At 34.4% G+C, this 22,525-nt stretch carries 24 protein-coding genes; 20 read left to right on the top strand and 4 right to left on the bottom strand.

Going from position 1 to position 22,525, the window contains the following annotated elements; genetic code table 11:
- Positions 1-23: 23 nt before the first annotated feature.
- From Y10_RS02490 to purD, 3 genes are read left to right on the top strand one after another with little or no spacing between them, the layout of a single operon-like run.
- Complete coding sequence (locus Y10_RS02490) at positions 24-1,076, top strand: polysaccharide biosynthesis protein (RefSeq protein WP_281763784.1); 1,053 nt, start codon at positions 24-26, stop codon at positions 1,074-1,076.
- 5 nt (positions 1,077-1,081) lie between these two features.
- Positions 1,082-1,858: a glycosyltransferase family 2 protein gene (locus tag Y10_RS02485; protein WP_281763783.1), complete on the top strand. Its 777-nt coding sequence runs from the start codon at positions 1,082-1,084 to the stop codon at positions 1,856-1,858.
- The gene (gene purD, locus Y10_RS02480; protein WP_281763782.1) at positions 1,855-3,132 is read left to right on the top strand and encodes a phosphoribosylamine--glycine ligase; all 1,278 of its coding nucleotides are present in this window, start codon (positions 1,855-1,857) and stop codon (positions 3,130-3,132) included. The genes Y10_RS02485 and purD overlap by 4 nt, the downstream gene beginning before the upstream one ends.
- Here purD and Y10_RS02475 read toward each other — a convergent pair whose 3' ends face one another.
- Positions 3,133-3,360 (bottom strand): DUF6341 family protein, encoded by a 228-nt coding sequence (locus Y10_RS02475; RefSeq protein WP_281763781.1) that lies wholly within the window; start codon positions 3,358-3,360, stop codon positions 3,133-3,135.
- 48 nt (positions 3,361-3,408) lie between these two features.
- On the opposite strand from Y10_RS02475, the gene Y10_RS02470 reads away from it, so the two are divergent.
- On the top strand, positions 3,409-4,335 hold the full coding sequence (locus Y10_RS02470) for a DUF6427 family protein (protein ID WP_281763780.1): 927 nt from the start codon (positions 3,409-3,411) through the stop codon (positions 4,333-4,335).
- Here the strand turns inward: Y10_RS02470 and upp are convergent.
- Positions 4,324-4,983, bottom strand: a complete 660-nt coding sequence (gene upp / locus Y10_RS02465; RefSeq protein WP_281763779.1) for a uracil phosphoribosyltransferase — start codon at positions 4,981-4,983, stop codon at positions 4,324-4,326. The genes Y10_RS02470 and upp overlap by 12 nt on opposite strands.
- A gap of 98 nt (positions 4,984-5,081) precedes the next feature.
- Here upp and Y10_RS02460 point away from each other — a divergent pair, with 98 nt between their 5' ends.
- Together Y10_RS02460 and Y10_RS02455 are read left to right on the top strand one after the other, a co-directional pair.
- Positions 5,082-5,687 carry a DUF4254 domain-containing protein gene (locus Y10_RS02460; RefSeq protein ID WP_281763778.1) on the top strand — a complete coding sequence of 202 codons (606 nt, stop codon included), beginning with the start codon at positions 5,082-5,084 and terminating at the stop codon, positions 5,685-5,687.
- A gap of 13 nt (positions 5,688-5,700) precedes the next feature.
- Positions 5,701-6,771, top strand: a complete 1,071-nt coding sequence (locus Y10_RS02455; protein ID WP_281763777.1) for a glycosyltransferase family 9 protein — start codon at positions 5,701-5,703, stop codon at positions 6,769-6,771.
- Here Y10_RS02455 and Y10_RS02450 read toward each other — a convergent pair.
- Positions 6,756-7,805: a ferredoxin--NADP reductase gene (locus Y10_RS02450; protein WP_281763776.1), complete on the bottom strand. Its 1,050-nt coding sequence runs from the start codon at positions 7,803-7,805 to the stop codon at positions 6,756-6,758. The two genes, Y10_RS02455 and Y10_RS02450, sit on opposite strands and share 16 nt — an antisense overlap.
- 57 nt (positions 7,806-7,862) lie before the next feature.
- Positions 7,863-8,372: a hypothetical protein gene (locus Y10_RS02445; RefSeq protein ID WP_281763775.1), complete on the bottom strand. Its 510-nt coding sequence runs from the start codon at positions 8,370-8,372 to the stop codon at positions 7,863-7,865.
- 446 nt (positions 8,373-8,818) lie between these two features.
- On the opposite strand from Y10_RS02445, the gene Y10_RS02440 reads away from it, so the two are divergent.
- The 14 genes from Y10_RS02440 to dut all read left to right on the top strand — a co-directional run bounded on the left by Y10_RS02440 (position 8,819) and on the right by dut (position 22,497).
- Entirely contained in the window at positions 8,819-10,294 is a 1,476-nt protein-coding gene (locus Y10_RS02440) for a DUF5687 family protein (protein WP_281763774.1), read from the top strand.
- A 14-nt stretch (positions 10,295-10,308) separates the two neighbouring features.
- Positions 10,309-11,004: an ABC transporter ATP-binding protein gene (locus Y10_RS02435; RefSeq protein WP_281763773.1), complete on the top strand. Its 696-nt coding sequence runs from the start codon at positions 10,309-10,311 to the stop codon at positions 11,002-11,004.
- A gap of 140 nt (positions 11,005-11,144) precedes the next feature.
- Positions 11,145-13,685, top strand: coding sequence for a type IX secretion system periplasmic lipoprotein PorW/SprE (porW, locus tag Y10_RS02430; RefSeq protein WP_281763772.1), 2,541 nt, complete (start codon positions 11,145-11,147; stop codon positions 13,683-13,685).
- Between the two features lie 15 nt (positions 13,686-13,700).
- Complete coding sequence (locus tag Y10_RS02425; RefSeq protein WP_281763771.1) at positions 13,701-14,108, top strand: bactofilin family protein; 408 nt, start codon at positions 13,701-13,703, stop codon at positions 14,106-14,108.
- Positions 14,077-14,298 (top strand): AtpZ/AtpI family protein, encoded by a 222-nt coding sequence (locus tag Y10_RS16945; protein ID WP_408733603.1) that lies wholly within the window; start codon positions 14,077-14,079, stop codon positions 14,296-14,298. The genes Y10_RS02425 and Y10_RS16945 overlap by 32 nt, the downstream gene beginning before the upstream one ends.
- 502 nt (positions 14,299-14,800) lie before the next feature.
- Positions 14,801-15,913: a F0F1 ATP synthase subunit A gene (atpB, locus tag Y10_RS02420; RefSeq protein WP_281763770.1), complete on the top strand. Its 1,113-nt coding sequence runs from the start codon at positions 14,801-14,803 to the stop codon at positions 15,911-15,913.
- A gap of 33 nt (positions 15,914-15,946) precedes the next feature.
- Positions 15,947-16,144, top strand: a complete 198-nt coding sequence (gene atpE / locus Y10_RS02415) for an ATP synthase F0 subunit C (protein WP_093021610.1) — start codon at positions 15,947-15,949, stop codon at positions 16,142-16,144.
- Between the two features lie 104 nt (positions 16,145-16,248).
- Positions 16,249-16,749 (top strand): F0F1 ATP synthase subunit B, encoded by a 501-nt coding sequence (locus Y10_RS02410; protein ID WP_281763769.1) that lies wholly within the window; start codon positions 16,249-16,251, stop codon positions 16,747-16,749.
- A gap of 6 nt (positions 16,750-16,755) precedes the next feature.
- A complete protein-coding gene (gene atpH / locus Y10_RS02405; RefSeq protein WP_281763768.1) occupies positions 16,756-17,310 on the top strand; it encodes an ATP synthase F1 subunit delta in 555 nt (184 codons plus the stop codon).
- A gap of 41 nt (positions 17,311-17,351) precedes the next feature.
- A complete protein-coding gene (gene atpA / locus Y10_RS02400; protein WP_281763767.1) occupies positions 17,352-18,932 on the top strand; it encodes a F0F1 ATP synthase subunit alpha in 1,581 nt (526 codons plus the stop codon).
- Positions 18,933-19,003: 71 nt separating this feature from the next.
- Positions 19,004-19,867, top strand: coding sequence for an ATP synthase F1 subunit gamma (gene atpG, locus Y10_RS02395; RefSeq protein WP_281763766.1), 864 nt, complete (start codon positions 19,004-19,006; stop codon positions 19,865-19,867).
- Between the two features lie 85 nt (positions 19,868-19,952).
- The gene (locus Y10_RS02390) at positions 19,953-20,420 is read left to right on the top strand and encodes a hypothetical protein (RefSeq protein WP_281763765.1); all 468 of its coding nucleotides are present in this window, start codon (positions 19,953-19,955) and stop codon (positions 20,418-20,420) included.
- A gap of 186 nt (positions 20,421-20,606) precedes the next feature.
- Positions 20,607-22,073, top strand: a complete 1,467-nt coding sequence (locus Y10_RS02385) for an oligosaccharide flippase family protein (protein ID WP_281763764.1) — start codon at positions 20,607-20,609, stop codon at positions 22,071-22,073.
- A complete protein-coding gene (dut, locus tag Y10_RS02380) occupies positions 22,063-22,497 on the top strand; it encodes a dUTP diphosphatase (RefSeq protein ID WP_281763763.1) in 435 nt (144 codons plus the stop codon). Before Y10_RS02385 ends, dut begins: the two co-directional genes overlap by 11 nt.
- The last annotated feature ends 28 nt before the right edge of the window (positions 22,498-22,525 follow it).

Genomic DNA, 22,525 nt, shown 5'->3' with positions numbered 1-22,525 from the left:
GTATTTTAGGTAAAAAATTTAGAATGAAAGAATCAGATATTATACCTGATGTGAATTACAATGTTGATAATGAGGCTATAGAGGCTATTGTATCAGGTAAAAATATTTTGGTTACAGGGGCAGGAGGTAGTATAGGAAGCCATTTGGTAAAAAAAATTGCATCTTTTTCACCTAGTGCTATAATTTTAGTTGACATTGCAGAAACACCACTGCACACAATTAGTTTATACTTAAAAGAGCATAATATTACCCATAGTGCTTACTTAGCAGATATAAGAAATACCAATAGGTTAACGTATATTTTTGAAACAGCACAACCAGCAATTGTAATTCATGTAGCAGCCTATAAACACGTATGGCTTACAGAGGAAAATCCGGCTGAGGCTATTAGTGTAAATGCTATTGGTACTAAAAATGTGGTAGACCTTTCCATTGAGAAAAACTGTGAAAAGTGTATGCTTATTTCTACTGATAAGGCAGTAAGTCCTGTAAGTGTTTTGGGAGCTACAAAACAGCTAGCAGAACAATACGTATTAGAAAGGCATAAACATGCTAAAAATACATCTTTAAGTATTGTTAGGTTTGGTAATGTATTTAATTCTAATGGTTCGGTTATAGAAAAGTTTACCAATCAATTATTACATCAGAAGCCAGTTACATTAACTCATAAAGAGGTAGAACGCTATTTTTTAACCATATCAAACGCTTGTAATTTAATTTTACAATGTTTGTGTTTTTCTGAAGATGAGGTGTTGTATACTTTTAACATGGGAGCTCCTTTAAAAATAGAAAGCATTTTGCAGAAGTTAATTACTCAATTGGGGGTTACTCCTGTGAGTATTATTGAAACCGGGTTACAATCTGGCGAAAAGTTGAAGGAAGCTTTACACGAAAGAAATGCTGAGGTAAAAACCACTTCTCATGATAAAATTATAGCTTTAAACGAATTTAAATTAACCCATAATATACATCAGATTTACGAACAACTAGAAGATTTAATAACGCATATTCATTCACCCCAGAAGATTAAAGAAGCATTAATGAATGCTTTAACCGAATATCAACCTTTAAGCTAGTAATTTTGGCAAAACCATTAGTTTCCATCATAACACCAACCTACAACTCTGAGCAATTTATAGAGGCTACTATTGCATCAGTTCAAAAGCAAACCTATCCCTATTGGGAAATGCTAATTGTAGATGATGCATCTACAGATACTACCACTGCAATTATAAGTAATTATAAGCGTCAGGACGCTCGAATTAAGTTTGTAGCGTTGCCAACTAACAAAGGTGCCGGTTATGCCCGTAACAAGGCTATAAATATGGCAAAAGGACATTATATAGCTTTTCTAGATGCAGATGATATATGGTTACCAGAAAAACTGAAGGTACAGGTAAAGTTTATGGAATCTCATAAAGATGCGCTAGTATCTTTTTCTAGCTACCAACTAATGGATGAGCAAGGTGAATTGATGGGGGTTACTATAGAGGCATTACCAGAGGTTAGTTTAGGTAAAATGCTAAAGAGTAATTACGTAGGTAATTTAACGGGTATGTACAATGCCAAGGAGTTAGGGAAAATATACATGCCACTTATTAGAAAACGCCAAGATTGGGGGTTATGGTTGTCGTGTATCAAAAAAAGCGGAAAAGCATATGGAATACCAGAGGTTTTGGCTTATTACAGAATCAGAAAAAACTCAATTTCTTCAAATAAATTCAATTTATTAAAACATAATTATATTTTTTACCGAAAGGCACTTAACTTTGGCATTTTAAAGTCGGGAACATATTTATCGCGGTTTTTAATAGAGCATTTTTTTGTAAAATCTAAGCAAACTAAAAAACATTCATGAACATTCTTATTTTAGGATCAGGAGGTAGAGAACACACTTTTGCATGGAAAATTGCACAAAGTAGTAAGGTGAATAAGCTATTTGTAGCACCGGGAAATGCCGGTACTCATAAAATAGCTACTAATGTTGCTATTAGCGCAACAGATTTTGAAGCCGTAAAACAATTGGTAATAGACGAAAACATAACCTTGGTAGTTGTTGGGCCAGAAGATCCGTTAGTGAGAGGTGTACACGATTTCTTTTTACAAGACGAGGCTTTAAAAGACATACCTGTGATAGGGCCAGAAAAGTTAGGAGCAACGTTGGAAGGTAGTAAAGAGTTTGCTAAAGAGTTTATGGACCGTCATAACATACCAACAGCAGCTTATAAAAGTTTTACGAAAGATACCGTTAAAGAGGGATGTGAGTTTTTAGAAACATTGTTGCCTCCTTACGTACTAAAGGCAGATGGTTTAGCGGCTGGTAAAGGTGTGCTAATTATTGAAAATATTGATGAGGCGAAAGCTGAATTAGAGAATATGCTAGTAGATGCTAAGTTTGGTGATGCTAGTACAAAAGTGGTTATTGAAGAGTTTTTAAGTGGTATTGAGCTAAGTGTTTTTGTACTTACCGATGGTAAAAACTACAAAGTATTGCCTACTGCTAAAGATTATAAGAGAATTGGAGAAGGAGATGCTGGTTTAAATACAGGTGGAATGGGAGCTGTTTCTCCGGTGCCATTTGCAGATGACGAATTTATGCAGAAAATAGAAGACCGTATTGTAAAACCTACAGTAGAAGGACTTCAAAAAGATAACATACCTTATAAAGGCTTTATATTTATTGGTTTAATTAAGGTGGCTAACGATCCGTATGTAATTGAATATAATGTGCGTATGGGAGACCCTGAAACAGAGGTTGTACTGCCAAGAATTAAAACAGATATGGTAACTTTACTAGAGGCGGTTGGTTCTCAAACGTTAAACGAAGTTACTTTAGAGTTAGATGAAAGAACTGCTACTACAGTTATGGCGGTTTCAGGAGGATATCCGGAAGCCTATGAAAAAGGTAAAGAAATTACAGGAGAAGAAAATATTACAGATACAGATGCTATAGTGTTTCATGCAGGAACTACTATAAAAGATGGTAAAACTGTAACAAGCGGAGGTAGAGTTATTGCTGTAACCGCTTTTGGTAATGATTTTAAAGAAGCGCTAAAAAAATCTTATCAAAATATAGCGTTGCTAGATTTTGATAAGATTTATTATCGTAAAGATATCGGATTCGATCTTTAATTAGATGAAAGAATGCGCAGATACAGATTTGTCTTCAGGTTCGGTTTTGTTGTATTTAGATAGCTCACGCATCCAATATACAAATGCAACAAAGCCGATAATGATGAAAATCCAGCTTAATGTACTAGCTGCCCACCAGTTTTCTAACTCAAGACTTCTTAAGTAATCTAATGGGATGAATAAAACATCTGTGAATAAGTTCGCAATTCCTTCGAATAAATCTTTCATGAGTAAAAGTTGAATTATATTTACTACACAAAAATATAAAAAGATCCAATGATTTCAAGCATTTTTAGGAAAACAAAACCAATAAATTACATTGCGGTAATATTTTTATTACTGTTAAGCGTTTTTCTAAACAAAGGCTTTAGTGCTAATACAGCCTTTAATTCGGTTACTTTTCTAGATGTAGCCATTAATTTTGGGTTGTTATTAGTTACCATATTGTTGGTTGCATTTATAGTTTATAAAAATAAAATTAGTACGCTTAACACTTATGCTGTAGCGCTATATGTGCTCTTTTTAGCTTGTTTTCCGGTAATTTTTACAGACCGTACTATGATTTTAGCCAATCTACTTGCTGTATTGGCAATGAGAAGGTTACTTTCTTTGCAAACACAACGAGCGGTAAAAGCAAAATTGTTTGATAGTTTTCTGTTTATAGGAATTGCCTGCTTTTTGTACAGTTGGGTGGTATTATTAATACCAGTTGCATTGGCAGCTATCCTATTTTTTGAGCATAGAGATGTTAGAAACTGGTTAGTGCCTTTTGTTTCAGCTGGGGTATTGTGGGTAGGTTATGTACTGTATATGTTGTATATAGACAAAAATTGTATTGCACTTGCGTTACCAGACGATTTATCACTTGAGCATTTTGGAATTACCGATTTAACCAGTGCTACATTCTATATTCCTTTCGGGTATTTATTCTTAGTAGGTCTGTTTGCGGTAATGAACTTTTTAGGGTCGTTTCAAAGTAAATCTATATCGTTACAAAAACCATATTGGTTATTAATGCTTATACTAGTGGCTACGTTGGCAATGCTATTGTTTTCACATGAGCGTTCAACGGTAGTTATATTTTCTTTTTTTCCGTTATCTGTTTTTATTTCAGTGTTTTTAGAAAAACTTTCTAAACAATATATGAAAGAAATAGTAATAGGCCTTTTTCTAATTCTTGGGGTAGTTATGTTAGTGTTGTAGTTTGCTACCATAAGCCAAATCACCAGCATCACCTAAACCAGGTACAATGTACCCCTTTTCATTAAGTTTTTCATCAACAGCTGCAATCCATAAGTGGGTGTCTTCGCTAAAGTGATTGTTTATAAAATTGATACCCTCAGTAGCGCCAATTACTGCAGCAATATGTATTTGTTTAGGAGTTCCCATCTTTTCTAAAGCTTTTTTTACCGCTACTAGAGATTGGCCTGTTGCCAACATAGGGTCTGCTAAAATTACCGTTTTCCCTTCTAAAGATGGGGATGCTAAATATTCCACTACAATTTCAAAATCGTTTTCAGAACCTGTGTGGTGTCTGTAAGCAGAAATAAAAGTGTTTTCGGCGTCATCAAAAAACGAAAGTAACCCTTCATGCAATGGTAATCCGGCTCTTAAAATAGAACAAATTACCACATCATCTTCAATTTCTTGTCCGTTGTAAGGTGCTAAAGGCGTTTGCAGTGTAACTTCTTTAAACGATAAGTTTTTGCTTATCTCATAAGCCAAAACTTCCCCTATACGGTAAATGTTTTTTCTAAATCGCATAGCGTCAGTTTGAACCGAGCTATCTCTTAATTGATTTACAAATTTATGAATGATTGAATTTTCTGATGATAGATGATGTACTTTCATTTCTCTAACGTATTATTACTCAAAAGTAATTATTTAAAGTATATTTGCAGCATTAGAAAAAGGAACTTTTTCTTAATTGTAAATTTAAGATATTGTTTATGTTTAGTGAGGCAGCTTTTAAGATATTTGAAGAAAGTATTCAGAAATATCATGTTATAGATGATGTATATCAACCTTTCGAAAATCCATATCCATCAGATAGTTTAGAGCATTTGTTGTATAGAAAAAATTGGATTGACACGGTTCAGTGGCATTATGAAGATATTGTAAGAGACCCAAATATTGCGCCTGTAGATGCATTAGATTTAAAACGTAAAATTGATGCTTCTAACCAAGACAGAACAGATACTGTAGAATATATTGATAGTTATTTTCTTCAGAAATATAATGAGGTAACCCCTAAGAGTGGTGCTACCATTAATTCTGAAAGTCCAGCTTGGGCTATTGATAGACTTTCTATTCTTGCGCTTAAGATTTACCATATGCGTGAAGAGGTTGAAAGAGAAGGTGCTTCTGCAGAGCACAAAGCAAAATGTGCTGAAAAACTAGCGGTTTTACTAGAGCAGAAGGAAGATTTGTCTTCAGCAATAGATACTTTGCTAACAGATATTGAGAACGGAGATAAGTATATGAAAGTATACAAGCAAATGAAGATGTATAACGATGAGGAATTAAACCCAGTGTTATACCAGAACAAGAACTAAAGCACCTCTTTTGATGGTTGCACCTAAACACATTTTGGTAATACGTTTATCTGCTATGGGTGATGTGGCTATGACAATCCCTGTTTTAAGGGCATTTAGGCAGCAACACCCGGAAGTAAAGATAACGGCCGTTTCCCATCAGTTTTTTAAGCCTTTGTTTGATACCATACCCGATGTAAATTTCTATGGGGTAGATTTGGGTAACAGACATAAGGGGTTTGATGGTATTTTTAAGATTTTTACCGATCTTAAAAAGCTCAATGTAGATGTTGTAGCCGATTTACATAATGTTTTAAGGTCTAAAATTATTAGAAATTTGTTTAGACTTTGGGGTAAAAAGGTGGCACATACAGACAAAGGTAGAGACGGAAAAAAAGCACTTACCAGACCTTTTAATAAAGACTTTAAACAGTTAGAAACCATGTTTCAGAGGCATGCAGATACTTTTGCTGAACTTGGTTATCCTATCGATTTATCTCAGATAGATTTTCCTGCCATACAGCCGTTATCAGCGCATGTAAAGCAAGTTGTAGGTAGTAAGCAAGGAAAGTGGTTAGGTATTGCTCCTTATGCTCAGTACGATAGTAAAATATACCCAGAAGATTTAATGAAGGAAGTGATTAAGGGTATAGCTGCTAAACAAGATGTTACCGTATTCTTATTCGGTTCTAAATCTGAAAAATCCAAGCTAGAAGTTTTACAACAAGGCTTTGGTAATGTTAAAATTATTCCTGGAACTATGAGTTTTCAAGAAGAACTACTGCTTATAGGCCATTTAGATGTATTGATGTCAATGGATAGTGGGAATGCTCATATAGCGGCAATGTTTGGAGTAAAAGTAGTTACTTTATGGGGTGCAACACATCCGTATGCTGGGTTTATGCCGTTTAATCAGCCTATGGAAAATGCTATTTTATCTGATAGAGAAAAATACCCACAGTTACCTACTTCGGTTTATGGTAACAAAGATGTGCCAGAATGTGCAGATGCTATGCGAACCATAAAACCCAAAGAGGTAATTAAAAAACTTAGTAAGTTGTTGTTATTAGAAAAAGTGACACATGACAACTATACATCATCATAATCTATTACTAAAGTATCTGTTTCGGGTATAGATTGGCAGGTTAACACTAATCCTTCTTCAATTTCTTCATCGGTTAAAATCTGATTTTTAACCATGGTTACTTTACCTTCGGTAACGCGTGCAATACAACTACTGCATATACCACCTTGGCAAGAGTATGGTGCATCTATACCGTTTTTTAGTACCGCAGTTAAAACCCTTTCTTTTTTCTGCATAATTAAGGTACTAGTATCGTCATCAACCGTTACGGTTACTTTACAATCGCCTTCTTGTACAGATGTTTCTGAAACTGGGGTCATAGGATCCGTTGTAAAGAGTTCTTTGTGTATTTTATGGGTATCTATTCCATTTTCTTCTAAAGCACCATGAATAGTCTCTGTCATGGCCTCTGGTCCACATATATAGAAGCCTTCCAAATCATCTTTCTGGTAAGATTCACTAAGTAATGTTGCTACGGTGCTACTTTCTATGCGTCCGTAAAGAGCATTGGCTTCTTGCTGTTTAGAAAATACAAAGTGAATTTTAATGCGGTTTGCGAATTTAGTTGCCAAATCCATTAATTCATCATAGAACATGGTTTCTTCGATAGACTTGTTGCCATATACCAAAACAAAAGGGTTGTTTGTTTTGTAAATAACAGCTTTTAAAATACTCATAATTGGTGTAATACCACTACCTGCAGCAAATGCCATTATGGTATCGCCTGTATTTACAGGTTTGTATACAAAGCGTCCTTGTGGTGGATGCACCATAAGTTCGTCACCTTCTTGTAAAACTTCGTTGGCATATTTAGAAAAACTGCCTTCATCCATACGCTTTACACCAATGGAAAGTTCTCTAGATGTTGGGTCGGAGCAAATGGAGTAAGCTCTTCTTAGGGTAACTCCATTAAGTTGTTTTTCTATAGTAAGATATTGCCCCGGTAAAAACTTAAAGGTGTTTTTAAGTTCTCGGGGCAAATCAAAAGTTATTACTACCGAATTGGGAGTATTATGTTGTATAGTTTTAACTGTTAGCTTATAAAAATTGCTCATTTACTTTTTTTTGTAAAAGTAGCAATAAAGCTGCTAGATTAAAACATGAGATTTATTTTACTTGATAACGTAAGCAAATCTGAAAGCCAATTGACTTCCGGTAAACCCTGTAAAGTTGTCGTAGTTAATACTAATATCAAACTCATCAACTCTAACTCCGGCTCCTAAACCGTAAGCAAGCTGAGCGCCTTCTCCACCTGAAAAAGCAATTACAGAACCTAATTGGGCGCCACCATAAAAATCGTCTAAAAAGAAATGTTTAGCACCTAATCTTATGGGTAGAAAGCTACCATCGCTGCCATTCTTTTGTGAGAAATTTGTATACTGAAGATCAGCTGTTAAAAGCATTTCTTCACCTATGCTAAAATTAAGTTTAACATCACCTCCTAAGGCATAGTCGTATACATCAAGGGGTAAGCCAAATTGAGCACCAATTTCAACACTTTCATATTGAAATTTAGAATAGCCATTGCCGCCTGGCATTACTGCTGCAGTACTATTTTCTGGGGCGAATTTAGATAGTTTTGATTTCTGTCCAAACATAACGCCGGTAAATAGAAACATCATAAGTAAAAGATTGAGGACTTTTTTTGTTTTCATGAAAAAAAATTGATCAATTAATTGTTAATGGTTGTTTGTAGGCATTACGGTTGTAATATTACATATAAACATTAAGGCTTACAAGTTTTCTTACTGAAGCAGTTAAAGAAATAATAAAATAATAATAAAGAATCTCTAATTTTATATAAATAACAAAATTTGAAGGGTTTAGAACCGAAGTTTTTAACATTTTACTGTTGATAACATAGGTTTTATTGCTTTTTTTAAGATGAATCTGTTTCTAAAAAACAGAAAATACATCTATTTTAATAGAATTGTACTACAGTATAGTAGGTTTTTTAAAATTTAATATTTTGTATATCAGTAGTTTGTGATAGAATAAAATTATCTTTTGTAACTTTTATACAAAAAGACTACTAACTTTTTAAATCTAACGTTAAAGACATAACCGTATGGTAAAAAAATTCTTGTCTTTGCAGTGGCGGCAATTTTCAAGGTCTGCTGCTTTTCAGCAAAAATTAATTGCTAAAATTTTTATTGGGTTAATCGCATTATATTTTATTGGTGTATTTACGCTAATGGGCATTGGTGCATTTTATGGAATAAAAAAAGTTAGCCCAGACATGGATCCGTTTATAAGTGTAAACAATGTTTTAGTGTATTGGGTATTGGTAGATTTGGTGCTTCGGTTTTTTATGCAACAATTACCTGTGTTAGATATTAAGCCTTTGCTTATTTTGCCTATAAAGAAAAGAATATCTGTAAACTTTTTATTGGCAAAAGGGTTGTTTTCGTTTTTCAATGTGTTGCCTTTATTTTTCTATGTTCCTTTTACCATAGTGTTGTTAATTAATGGATATGATGTTTCTGGTACATTACTTTGGTTTGTAGCCATGTTATTAATAACGTGTAGTACTAATTTTGTGAACTTCCTTATAAATAAAAATAATACCTATTTTGCTCTTATACTTGGGGTGTTGGCAACATTTGTGTTGCTGGCATATTTTAGGGTTTTTGATGTAAGTCCGTATGTTGGGTCTTTTTTGTATGGTATTTATACTACGTATTACTATGCATTAATTCCGTTGCTGTTGTTTGGGTTGTTCTACTATTTAAACTACAAGTATTTAATGGCTAATTTTTATTTAGATGGAGCCATTAGCAAAAAAGTGAAGGAAGTGCAGAGCACAGATTTATCATTTTTAAATCGTTTTGGGGCAATGGCACCGTTTCTTAAAAACGATCTTAAAATGATTTGGAGAAACAAGCGACCAAAGCAAGTGGTGTTTTTTTCATTGTTTTTTGTAGGCTATGGCTTGTTCTTTTTTACAAACAGTGTTTACGAAGAGCAGTATTGGATAAAACCTTTTGTGGGGATGTTTATTACGGGTGGTTTTTTAATGACGTTTGGTCAAAATGTTCCATCATGGGATAGTGAGTATTATAAACTAATGATGAGTCAGAATATTAAGTACCGTACCTATTTAGAAAGTAAATGGTTACTTATGGTGGTAGCAACGGCCATAGCAATGTTGTTAAGTTTACCTTATATATATTTTGGTAAAGAGATTCTTTTGATTGTGCTTGGTGCCGGGTTGTTTAATATGGGGCTTAATGCTTTTGTAGTTTTGTTAGGGGGGGTATTTAATAAAACTCCTATTAAATTAAACGATAAAGCTAAAGCATTTAGCAATACCCAAGCCTTTAGTGCAACCATGTTAATAATTGCATTGCCTAAAATGCTCTTGCCAATTATTATATTCTACATTCCTTATGTTATATCTGGTAGTGTAAATATTGGAGTGGTAAGCCTTGGTGTTGCCGGTTTACTAGGTGTCATTTTTAGAAATCAGATTTTTAAATTTATTGAAAAAATGTACCAAAAGGAAAAATACAAAACAATTGCAGCCTATAATACTAAAAACTAACTTATTGAAATGCTATGATTTCTATACAAAATCTTTCAAAAACATATAACGGCACTACAGTATTAAATATTGATACTATTGAAATTCCTAAAGGTCAGAGTTTCGGCCTGGTTGGTAACAACGGTGCTGGTAAAACTACATTATTCAGTTTATTATTAGATCTTATTAGTCCATCTACTGGAGTTATAAAAAGTAATGATATTACGGTAAGTGAGAGTGAAGAATGGAAACCTTTCACATCGGCCTTTATAGATGAGTCTTTTTTAATTGGGTACCTAACTGCGGAAGAGTATTTTTATTTTATAGGAGAATTACGAGGGTGTAACAAAGCAGATGTAGATGCTTTGTTAGCTCAGTTTTCTGACTTTTTTCACGATGAGATTTTAGGTCAGAAAAAGTATTTGCGAGATATGAGTAAAGGGAATCAGAAAAAGGCTGGTATTGTAGCTTCTTTTATAGGAGACCCTAAAGTGATTATTTTAGATGAGCCTTTTGCCAATTTAGACCCAACAACTCAAATACGTTTAAAGAAAATTATTAAAGAGCTTTCCGAAAATCGTGAGGTTACCGTGTTAGTTTCTAGTCATGATTTATTGCATGTAACAGAAGTTTGTGAACGTATTGTGGTGCTAAATAAAGGACAGGTTGTAAAAGATTTAGCTACTTCTGAGGCTACATTAAAGGAGTTGGAAGCCTTTTTTGCAGGTTAAATACATGTATTACATAAAAAGGCTAACCGTAGTTTAATAAAAGCCTTTTTCATTTTCTAAAAAAAGAAGTGTATTTTTACCGCTGTTTATACTAAAATGCATAAATTTTAGTTACTAATAGTACATTTTTATACAACGATTTGAATACGGGTAGATACATATATTTTGCTGGGCTAGTGGTACTGTTATCAGTAATTGGCTGTTCTCGTAAAAAGGATAAGTTTATCAACAGAAATTTTCATGCGTTAACTACTAAATACAACATTTTGTATAATGGGTATTTGGCATTAGAGGCTGGTAAATTAGAGCTTGAGACAACTTACCAAGATAATTATTGGGAAATTTTGCCGGTAGAGCGCATGCAAGAAAAAGATGCTGTGTTATTACCTGGACAGCAAAAAAACGCAAATTTTGAGAAGGCTGAAGAAAAAGCTACAAAAGCCATTCAAAAACACTCTATGAATATTGGTGGTAGGGAAAAGAATAGTCAAATTGACGAAGCTTTTTTACTATTGGGTAAAGCACGTTATTACGACCAACGTATGATACCGGCTATGGAAGCGTTTAACTACGTGCTTAAAAAATACCCTACCGGAAGTGATATTGTAGATGCCAAAATTTGGAGAGAAAAAGTAAATATTCGTTTAGATAATAACGAGTTGGCACTAACCAACTTAAAAAAAATATTTAAACGTAATACTGTAGAAGAACAAGAGCATGCAGATGCGCGTGCAATGATGGCGGAAGCTTACATAAACCTTAGGTATTACGATAGCGCCGTTACGGCATTAAGCATGGCAGCCGATCTTACCAAGAAGAATGAAGAAAGAGGAAGGTATCTTTTTATCTTAGGTCAGCTATACAATAAGTTGGGTAAAACAGCTAAGGCTAATGCTACTTTTGACAAGGTGATTGGGCTTAACCGAAAATCGCCACGTGTGTATATGATTAATGCGTATATACAAAAAGCACGAAATTTTGATTGGAACCGCGGAGATAGAAATGCGTTGCTTGGTATGTTAGAAAAACTTGCCAAAAACCGTGAGAACCGACCGTATCTAGATTTAATTTATCACGAGCTTGGAAACTGGTATTTGAATACAGATAACATTAACGTAGCTGCCGATTTTTATAATATGTCATTGGCAAATAAGGGTGCCGATCGTTTTTTAAATGCGCAAAACTATATGCGCTTAGCAGAAATGCAGTTTAATGATGTTGCCTATAAACAAGCCGGTAAATATTACGATAGTACCCTGATTAACTTAAATGAAAACACTAAATTATACCGTTCTATAAAAAAGAAGCGCGATAATCTTGATGATGTTATTTATTTTGAAGATGTAGCGAGGGTTAATGATAGTATTTTGGCTGTGGTAGCCATGAACGATGACGAGAAAACTACCTACTTCCAACGTATTATTGATGATATTGAAGCGCAACGTGCAGCAGATGAAGAAAAACGTAGATTAGAAGCTCTTAAGTTAGCGAACGATGCAAAGTCTAAAGGAAAGTCTAGTAGTTTCTATTTCTATAATGAGTCTACAGTATTGTTTGGGGTAAATGAGTTTCAACGTAAATGGGGAGAGCGCCAGTTAGAAGATGAATGGCGACTTTCTAACAAGAATACCATTTCTGAAGAAGAACTTAAAAAGCAACAAGAGGATACAGATGTTGCAGGAACCGAAGATATACTCACCTTAGATTATTATTTTAATCAGGTGCCTTCAGATAGCTTGGTGATAGATAGTATTGGACATGCTAGAAATTATGCGTACTACCAATTGGGGTTAATTTACTATGCTAAATTTAAAGAGTACAGATTGGCTTCTAAACGTTTAGAGGAGATGTTGGCTAGTAACCCAGATGAAAACTTAATATTACCAGCAGAGTACAACCTGTATAAAATTTACTTAGAGATTGTACCTTACAAAGCAGAGCAAATAAAGAATAAAATTATTAGTGAGCATCCTAACTCTAGATATGCATTGCTATTGCAAAACCCATACGCAGAGATTAAAGATGATGCTAATAGCCCTGATCAGGTAATGGATTTTTATGTTCGGTTATTTGATGATGAGGCCTATTGGTTAATTTTAGAGCAAATAGATGAAGATATTGCTGCCTTTAGTGGAGAGCCAATAATGTCTAAATTAGAAATGATGAAGGCGTCTACCATTGGTAGGTTAAGAGGTTTGGCAGCATATAAAGAAGCGCTTAATTATGTAGCTTTAAATTACCCTGCTAGCGAAGAAGGTAAACAAGCGTTAACCTTATTGCAAGGAATCATTAGAACTTTAGAGCAGCAAAAGTTTGCTGAGGACACTCCCGATAAAGAAGGGGAAGTAACTCCATGGAAATGGGTGTTTACCTATGATAGTGCAGGACGTGGAAATGTAGAAGCTTTTAAAGCTGCGGTAGAAGAAACAATTAAGAATGCAGAGAAACCTGAGTTGTATGCTAACATCACATTCTCTTATGATGTGTATGACGAATACACTGGCTTTTTTGTGATACACGGCTTAAGAAGCAAGGCAGAGATTAAGTTGTTCAAGAAACTGCTTACCGATGCCAAAGATTTACAAATACCTGATCATAGTTTTTTCATTACATCGGGTAATTATACTATATTGCAGATTCATAAGAATTTAAAAGAATACAAAGAACCAAATTTACCTTAAACAACACTACTAATTATGTTTAACGAAAAAAAACCAGTGAAAACCAAAGGAGAGTCTAACGGAATGTCTAACCGTATTTTACCAAACACAGTAATTAAAGGAGATGTAACTTCTGATTCTGATTTTAGAATTGATGGTAAATTAGTTGGAACCGTAAAAACCTCTGGAAAACTTGTAATTGGAAAAACTGGTGTTATTGACGGAAAGTCGGAATGTGAAAATGCCGATATTGAAGGAACCTATACAGGAACTTTAATTGTATCGGGATTACTTTCATTAAAATCTACGGCAAAAGTAGAAGGCGAAATTGTAGCTGCTAAATTAGATATAGATGCAGGTGCTGTCTTCAATGCAACTTGTAACATGGGTGCAAATAACCTGAAATCTTTAGGTGGTGGCGAGTCAAAAAAATCAGCATCGTAAATACATTAGATTTATTGGCGCTGGTTTTCAGATTGGTGCCATTATCTATGTCTTTTTTTTAATGGGCGAATGGTTAGATGGAAAATACCATTCAGGTAAATTATATACGAACATTCTAACTTTGGTTGGGGTGTTTTTGTCTATTTATATAATAGTTAAAGAGGCTATTAAGTTAGGTAAAGATGAGTAGAGTTTTAGGGAAGTTTTTGTTGCATTTTTTAATAGCAAGTTTATTTTGTTTTTTAGTTGTCTTAGGGTTAAACAAGACCGTTCTTGTTGATACTATACATAAAACTGTTAATAGTATACTTTTGTTTCATTTTGGAGTTACAGTGTTAATTTTAGTACAGTTATACCTATTTAACCTTAAGTTTTCTGAACATTTGGGGTTTATCTTTTTAGGGATGATAACTTTTAAGTTAGTGCTCATTGGTTTTTACTTGGCTCCTCACATCACTCATAAAGTAACTTATTCAAAGGATGAATTGATTCTTTTTGCTATACCTTACTTCGTTTTTTTAACATTTGAAGTGTATTTTACTAAACTCCTTTTGGATAAAAAAATATAGCAAACCTGCTATATATCACAATTTTGCATACTTCCGAAAAAAAAATCCTTGATTAACAAGCAAATGTTAATTTATAGTGTAAATTTGCACAAAATTTTGAAGCACAATTCATCTTAACAAGTTATGGTAGGAGTAAAAAAAACTATCAGGTTTTTTATTATGCTGATAGCGTTCTCTACAGCCTTTTTAGGTTGGTCAAATGAAGAAACAGGGCATCATTCTAAAGAAGACAATGGAGCAATTGACGATCCTGTGGAAGTTAATGAGTATATCAAGCATCACTTGAAAGATTCTCACTATTTTACATTTTACAGTTCAGGAGATCATCATTATGGTTTTGCATTGCCAGTTATTATATGGACTAGTAATGGATTAAAAACATTTATGGCTTCAGAATTTCATCACGACGAAAATGGAGAAGTTATCGTAGAAAAAGGCGATGTTAAATTAGCTATGATTCATGGTAAAATTTACGAGCTTGAAGAAGGTGCGTCTGAGGTGGAATTTAATGAAGAACATCATCCTCATAATGCGCATACGGTTTTAGATTTTTCAATTACCAAAAGTGTTGTGGGTATGTTGCTTGCTGCAATATTACTTTTCTTAGGCTTTGGAGCTTTAGCTAAAGGATATAAAAAAGGTCCAATACCAACGGGTTTTGCAAGAGTACTTGAGCCATTGGTTATCTATGTTAGAGATGAAATTGCACGTCCTAATATAGGTGAAAAGAAATATAAAAGATTTATGCCTTATCTATTAACTGTGTTTTTCTTTATCTGGATTTTAAATTTAGTTGGTTTAACACCTTTAGGTTTTAATGTTACTGGGCAAATTGCAGTTACTTTCTGTTTGGCATTGTTTACATTCTTTATTACTCAATTTGTAGGTAATAAAGATTATTGGAAACACATTTTCTGGATGCCAGGTGTGCCATGGCCAATGAAAATTATTTTAGCGCCTATTGAAGTATTGGGTATGTTTACGAAACCATTCTCGTTAATGATTCGTTTATTTGCAAACATGACTGCAGGACACTTTGTTGTAATGAGTTTAATTGCTTTAATGATTTTATTGAAGAATCAATTTGGAGCTGTAGGTTCTACTTCAATTTCTTTAATTTTGGCATTGTTTATTTCTGTTATCGAAATATTAGTAGCCTTTTTACAGGCGTTTATTTTTACCATGTTGTCAGCACTTTTTATTGGAGCTGCTGTAGAAGAACATGATCATCATTAAGAACTTAATTAATTAACTTTATAATTTAGTATTATGGGAACTATTCCAAATTTAGTAGGTGCTGGTCTTATCGTAATTGGAGCCGGTTTAGGTCTTGGTAAAATTGGTGGTAGCGCTATGGAAGCTATCGCTCGTCAACCAGAAGCTGCTGGTAAAATCCAAACTGCGATGATTATCATCGGGGCTTTATTAGAAGGTTTGGCTTTCGGTGCATTAATTTTAGGTGCATAACAAAAAGCTTTTTTAAAATTATTTCCTGTAACGGTTGGTTGCAGGAAATAATTAAAATTTAAAGAGGAAACAGTAATACAACAAGAATAAATTAATTTGACATCATGGATCAGTTATTAAATGATTTTTCACCGGGATTGTTTTTCATGCAAGCAATCATACTTTTGATTCTTATTTTTCTTTTGGGAAAATTTGCATGGAAGCCTATCTTAAAATCTCTAGATGATAGAGAAGAAGGTATTAAAGATGCATTAGAGGCTGCTAAGAAGGCTAGAGAAGAAATGGAAAATCTTCAAGCTGATAATGAAAAAATGTTGGCTGAAGCACGTGCTGAAAGAGATGTAATGTTGAAAGAAGCTCGTGAGATTAAAGATAAAATGATTGCTGATGCTAAAGAAGCTGCAAGTGCTCAAGGTGCTGCTATTTTAGAGCAAGCAAAAGCTGAAATTGAATCAGAAAAGAGATCTGCTTTAGCAGAACTTAAAACTCAAGTAGCAAGTCTTTCTTTAGAAATTGCACAGAAGGTTGTTAAAGACGAGTTGTCTGACAATGCTAAGCAAATGAAGCAAGTTGAAAAAATGCTTGATGAAGTTACTTTAAACTAAGAAAAAATGGTAAGTACTAGAGCAGCAATACGTTACGCAAAAGCAATGCTATCTTTAGCTATAGATCAAAATATAGCAGATAAGGTAGATGCTGACATGAAGCTTATTAAAAACACCATTAACGGCAGTAAAGACCTTCGATTAATGATTGAGAGTCCTATTGTGAAGGCAGAGGTGAAAATAGCTTCGTTAAAAGAAATTTTTGCGGACGTAACTGAGGTTACTAAAGGACTTTTTTCGGTGCTAGAAGAAAACAAGCGTATTAACTTGTTGCAAGCTGTAGCGGAAAAATATATAATTCAATACCACGCTTACAAAGGTGAACAAACGGCTGTAGTTACTACTGCAGTTCCTTTAACTGCTGAGTTAGAAACAAAGGTATTGGCTAAAATAAACCAATTAACCAACAAGAAGATTACTTTAGAAAACAAAGTAGATCCTACAATTATTGGTGGTTTTGTTTTAAGAATTGGCGATAAGCAATACGATGCAAGTGTGGCTGCCAAGTTTAGAAAATTAGAAAGAGAGTTTAATAACAATTTATACGTTTCACAACTTTAATTTATAAATAAACCCGAAACGGTTTTAAATACTAAAGTAAGATGGCTGAAGTAAAAGCTGCTGAGGTATCAGCAATATTAAAAAAACAACTATCAGGTTTTGAAGCCTCGGCTTCATTAGACGAAGTAGGTACAGTATTAACAGTAGGAGATGGTATTGCACGTGTATACGGCTTATCAAATGCTCAATACGGTGAATTAGTAGAGTTTGAAAGTGGTCTAGAAGGAATGGTACTTAACCTTGAAGAAGACAACGTTGGTGTTGTAATCTTAGGGGCTTCTAAAGACATTAAAGAAGGCGCTACTGTAAAACGTACACAACGTATTGCTTCTGTTAAAGTTGGAGAAGGTGTAGTTGGTAGAGTTGTGGATACCTTAGGTAACCCAATTGATGGTAAGGGTCCTATTGAAGGAAAAACTTACGAAATGCCATTAGAGCGTAAAGCTCCTGGTGTAATTTACCGTCAGCCGGTAAATGAGCCATTACAAACTGGTATTAAATCTGTAGATGCTATGATTCCTGTAGGTCGTGGTCAACGTGAGTTGGTTATTGGTGACCGTCAGACTGGTAAAACTACAGTGTGTATTGATACCATTATTAATCAGAAAGAATTTTACGATGCAGGGCAACCTGTATATTGTATATATGTTGCTGTAGGGCAAAAAGCTTCTACAGTTGCTGGTATTGCTAAAACTTTAGAAGAAAAAGGTGCTTTAGCATATACTACTATTGTTGCGGCTAATGCATCAGATCCTGCTCCTATGCAGGTATATGCTCCTTTTACAGGAGCTGCAATTGGTGAGTACTTCCGTGATACGGGTCGTCCGGCTTTAATTGTTTATGATGATTTATCTAAGCAAGCTGTGGCATACCGTGAGGTGTCTTTATTATTAAGAAGACCACCAGGACGTGAGGCTTACCCTGGAGACGTTTTCTTCTTACACTCTCGTTTATTAGAGCGTGCTGCTAAAGTAATTGCCGATGATGAGATTGCTAAGAACATGAACGACCTTCCTGAATCTTTAAAACCAGTTGTTAAAGGTGGAGGTTCATTAACAGCTTTACCAATTATTGAAACACAAGCGGGTGACGTTTCTGCATATATCCCAACCAACGTAATTTCTATTACAGATGGTCAGATATTCTTAGAGTCAGATTTATTTAACTCTGGTGTACGTCCTGCAATTAACGTAGGTATCTCTGTATCTCGTGTGGGTGGTTCAGCGCAAATTAAATCTATGAAAAAGGTAGCAGGTACCTTAAAATTAGACCAGGCTCAGTACCGTGAATTAGAAGCGTTTGCTAAATTTGGTTCTGATCTTGATGCGGCTACTATGAACGTAATTTCTAAAGGACAACGTAACGTTGAGATCTTAAAACAAGCTCAAAACGATCCGTATACTGTAGAAGATCAGATTGCTATTATTTTTGCTGGTTCTAAGAACTTATTGAAAGAAGTTCCTGTAGATAGAGTGAAAGAATTTGAGAAAGAGTATATCGATTTCTTAAATGCTAAACACAGAGCTACTCTAGACGAGTTAAAAGCTGGTAAATATACAGATGCTCAAACAGACGTTTTAACGGCTGTAGCAAAAGAAATTGCTCCTAAATACGCTAGATAATTTAGAATACGGAATTATGGATTAGTACTTACTAATCCATAACTCTGAATTCATAATCCATAATTAAAACTATGGCTAACTTAAAAGAAATACGTAACAGAATTGCTTCGGTGAGCTCAACCATGCAGATTACTAGTGCCATGAAAATGGTATCGGCTGCTAAATTGAAGAAGGCTCAGGATGCTATTACCGCAATGAGGCCTTATGCTAGTAAGTTAACAGAATTGTTACAAAGCTTAAGTGCATCTTTAGAAGGGGATAGCGGAAGCGTTTATGCTACGGAAAGAGAAGTAAAAAAGGTGTTATTTGTACCCATGACTTCTAATAGAGGTTTATGTGGTGGTTTTAACGCTAATATTATAAAAGCTTCGTTAGCTGCAGCTCAAGCCTATAGCAGTAAAGAGGTTTACTTTTTTACCATTGGTAAAAAGGGAAATGATATTATTAAGAAATCTCAAGAGGTTGTAGAAAACCATAATGAGATTTATGATAATCTTACCTTTGATAATGTTGCTGCATTGGCAGATAAGTTAATGGAGTTGTATGCAGAGGGTACGTATGATAAGATAGTACTTATCTACAACCACTTTAAAAATGCTGCAAACCAAGTTGTGTTACAAGAGCAATTTTTACCAATTGTTCAACAAGAGACTACTGAAAGTAATGGACCAGCAACTGATTATATTTTTGAGCCATCTAAAAAAGAAATCGTTGAGACATTAATTCCTAAGTCTTTAAAAACACAATTGTATAAAGCTGTTAGAGACTCTTTTGCTTCAGAGCACGGAGCACGTATGACAGCTATGCACAAAGCAACTGATAATGCTACCGAATTACGTAACCAATTAAAACTTACGTATAACAAAGCACGTCAGGCAGCTATTACCAATGAAATTTTAGAGATTGTTGGTGGAGCAGAAGCTTTAAACGGATAAACAAAACACTCTTTTATATGTTAAACCCTGTCTTTTTTAAGACAGGGTTTTTTCATTTCATTCATTTATGAATTACTTTTAAATTATGAATACTCCTTTAGTGTACAAAGAGACTCAGATCTTCCATATTCTTATTATTTTTATGATGGCTTTTTTAGCTGGTTTTGTGGCGCTACTTAATTTTGGTACGGGTACCTATGTTTCTTTTAATTCGTTGTTGGGTGTAATAGTGTTATTTGTGGGTATTATAGCATTGTTCTTTAATTTTACGATTAAGATAGATGAGGCATTTTTAACACTGAGTTTTGGGATAGGGCTTATTAAAGTAAAATATCCTCTTAAAAATATTACTGCACAAACCATAACACAAGAAAAAATACCAGGATGGATTGGGTTAGGTATTCGGTTAGCACCAGGTGGTAGGTTGGTTTATAACACCAAACCTGGGAAGGCTGTATGTTTTAATACCTTTACCGGTAAATTAAGGGTGTGTATTGTTAGTAATACACCTGATGCGTTAGAGAATATCTTGAAAGAACGTTCGGCTCTGTAAAGGGCTTAAAAAAGCTATTTCGTAAAGGGTTGTTTTGTGTAATAGCTATCAATTCTTCGCTCACGTAAAATTATAAAAGAACATCTTAGTATAGCTAAAACGTTCTCTTTTCAAAAATAGAGTAATAAAATTGTAGTGCTGTATATAATTCAATACATTAGCGCAGGTTAAATGTTGTTACAGAATTTGAGCGCACTACAAAAACTTTTTAAAACTACATTTATTTACGGTTTGGCAACCGTACTTCCTCGTATTTTAGGACTCATACTTACGCCATTCTACATCCATGAATTACCTGCTAAGGCAGATTATGGTGTGTACTCATCGTTAATGGTGTACCTTATATTAGGTAATGTTTTGTTGTCTTATGGTATGGAAACTGCTTTTTTTAGGTTCATGAATAAAAGTGAGCGTAAGGCAGAAGTGCAATCTACTGCATTAACAGCATTGTCTATTTCATCAGTGCTTTTTTTAGTAATAGGCTTTTTATTAAGAAACACTATTGCTGTTTGGTTAGATTATCAACCTACCTTTATTGGGTATGCTGTGGGTATTTTAAGTCTAGATGCTTTGGTAGTAATACCGTTTGCTTGGTTTCGTAATCAAGAAATGCCTATTAAATACTCCTTTGTTAAAATTAGTAATGTACTTATAAACCTATTGTTGAATATTCTGTTTTTTGTTGGTTTTCCTCGTTTTTTTGGAGACCAGCCACAGGGGTTTATGGCAAATTTTGTTTTTGCAGATAAGGTGCATTATATCTTCTTAGCCAATTTAATGGCTAGTGGAGTTACATTGTTAATGGTGTTGCCTTTGTATAAACGTATTGGTTTTAGCTTTGATAAGGTGCTATTTAAAAAAATGTTTGCCTACGCTTTTCCGGTATTAATTGCTGGTATTGCATATTCTATTAACGAAGGTTTTGACAAGCTTATATTGCGTTATATGCTGCCTAAAAGTATTGCCGATGATGTGGTAGGTATCTATGCAGCGTGTTACAAACTGGGTGTATTTATGACGTTGTTTGTAACTGCTTTTAAATTAGGGGTAGAACCCTTCTTTTTTAGTCATGCTAATAAAAAAGATGCTAAGCAAACCTACGCCAACATTACGTTGTACTTCTCTATTTTTGGGTCGTTCATAGTGTTGTTTGTAGTAGTGTATGCAGATATTTTAAAACGAATACTTATACCAGAACAAGCCTATTGGGAGGCGCTATGGGTAGTGCCTTTTATTTTAATGGCAAATTTATGTTTAGGTATTTACCATAATCTTTCCGTTTGGTACAAGGTAACCGATAAAACTTGGTATGGTGCTGCTATTTCTTTGGTAGGTGCCGTAATTACCTTAAGTTTAAACTTTATATTAATACCAACTATGAGTTATAAAGGGGCGGCTATAGCTACTTTGGCGGCGTATAGTGGTATGATGTTTATCTCTTACTATTTCGGACAGAAAAACTATAAAATACCATACAATGTAAAAAAAATAGGGTTGTATATGGGTACGTGCGTTGTTTACGCCATACTATCGTTCTATGTTTTTAACAGAAACTTATATGTGGGAACCCTATTTGTTTTTTTATTTTTGTTAATGATCTATTCATTAGAGGGTAAAGCTCTCAAAAAAACACTTAAGAAAAATGACAATTAAAGTTATCAATAACTCTAAACACGAATTGCCAAGTTATGAAACGGGTGCCTCTGCAGGAATGGATTTAAGAGCCAATCTTGATGCTCCTATAACCTTAAAACCTATGGAAAGAACCATTGTAAAAACAGGTCTTTTTATAGAATTGCCTGTTGGGTATGAAGCACAGGTAAGACCAAGAAGTGGGTTGGCTGCAAAAAAAGGAATTACCGTTTTAAACGCACCAGGAACTGTAGATGCAGATTACAGAGGTGAAGTGGGGGTTATTTTGATTAACTTGTCTACCGAAGATTTTGTAATTGAAGATGGAGAGCGTGTGGCACAAATGGTCATAGCCAAACATGAAAGAGCTGAATGGGCTAGTGTAGAAGAACTTTCTTCTACAGCACGTGGAGCAGGTGGTTTTGGTAGTACCGGAACTAAATAAAAATAACATTTCCCTCACCCCTAATACA

Origin of the sequence: Neptunitalea lumnitzerae, assembly GCF_027924185.1 — a bacterium.
In the GTDB taxonomy this organism is placed as follows: domain Bacteria; phylum Bacteroidota; class Bacteroidia; order Flavobacteriales; family Flavobacteriaceae; genus Neptunitalea; species Neptunitalea lumnitzerae.
Note: the sequence above shows the minus strand (reverse complement) of the source record. Positions and strands in the feature narration are given on the sequence as shown.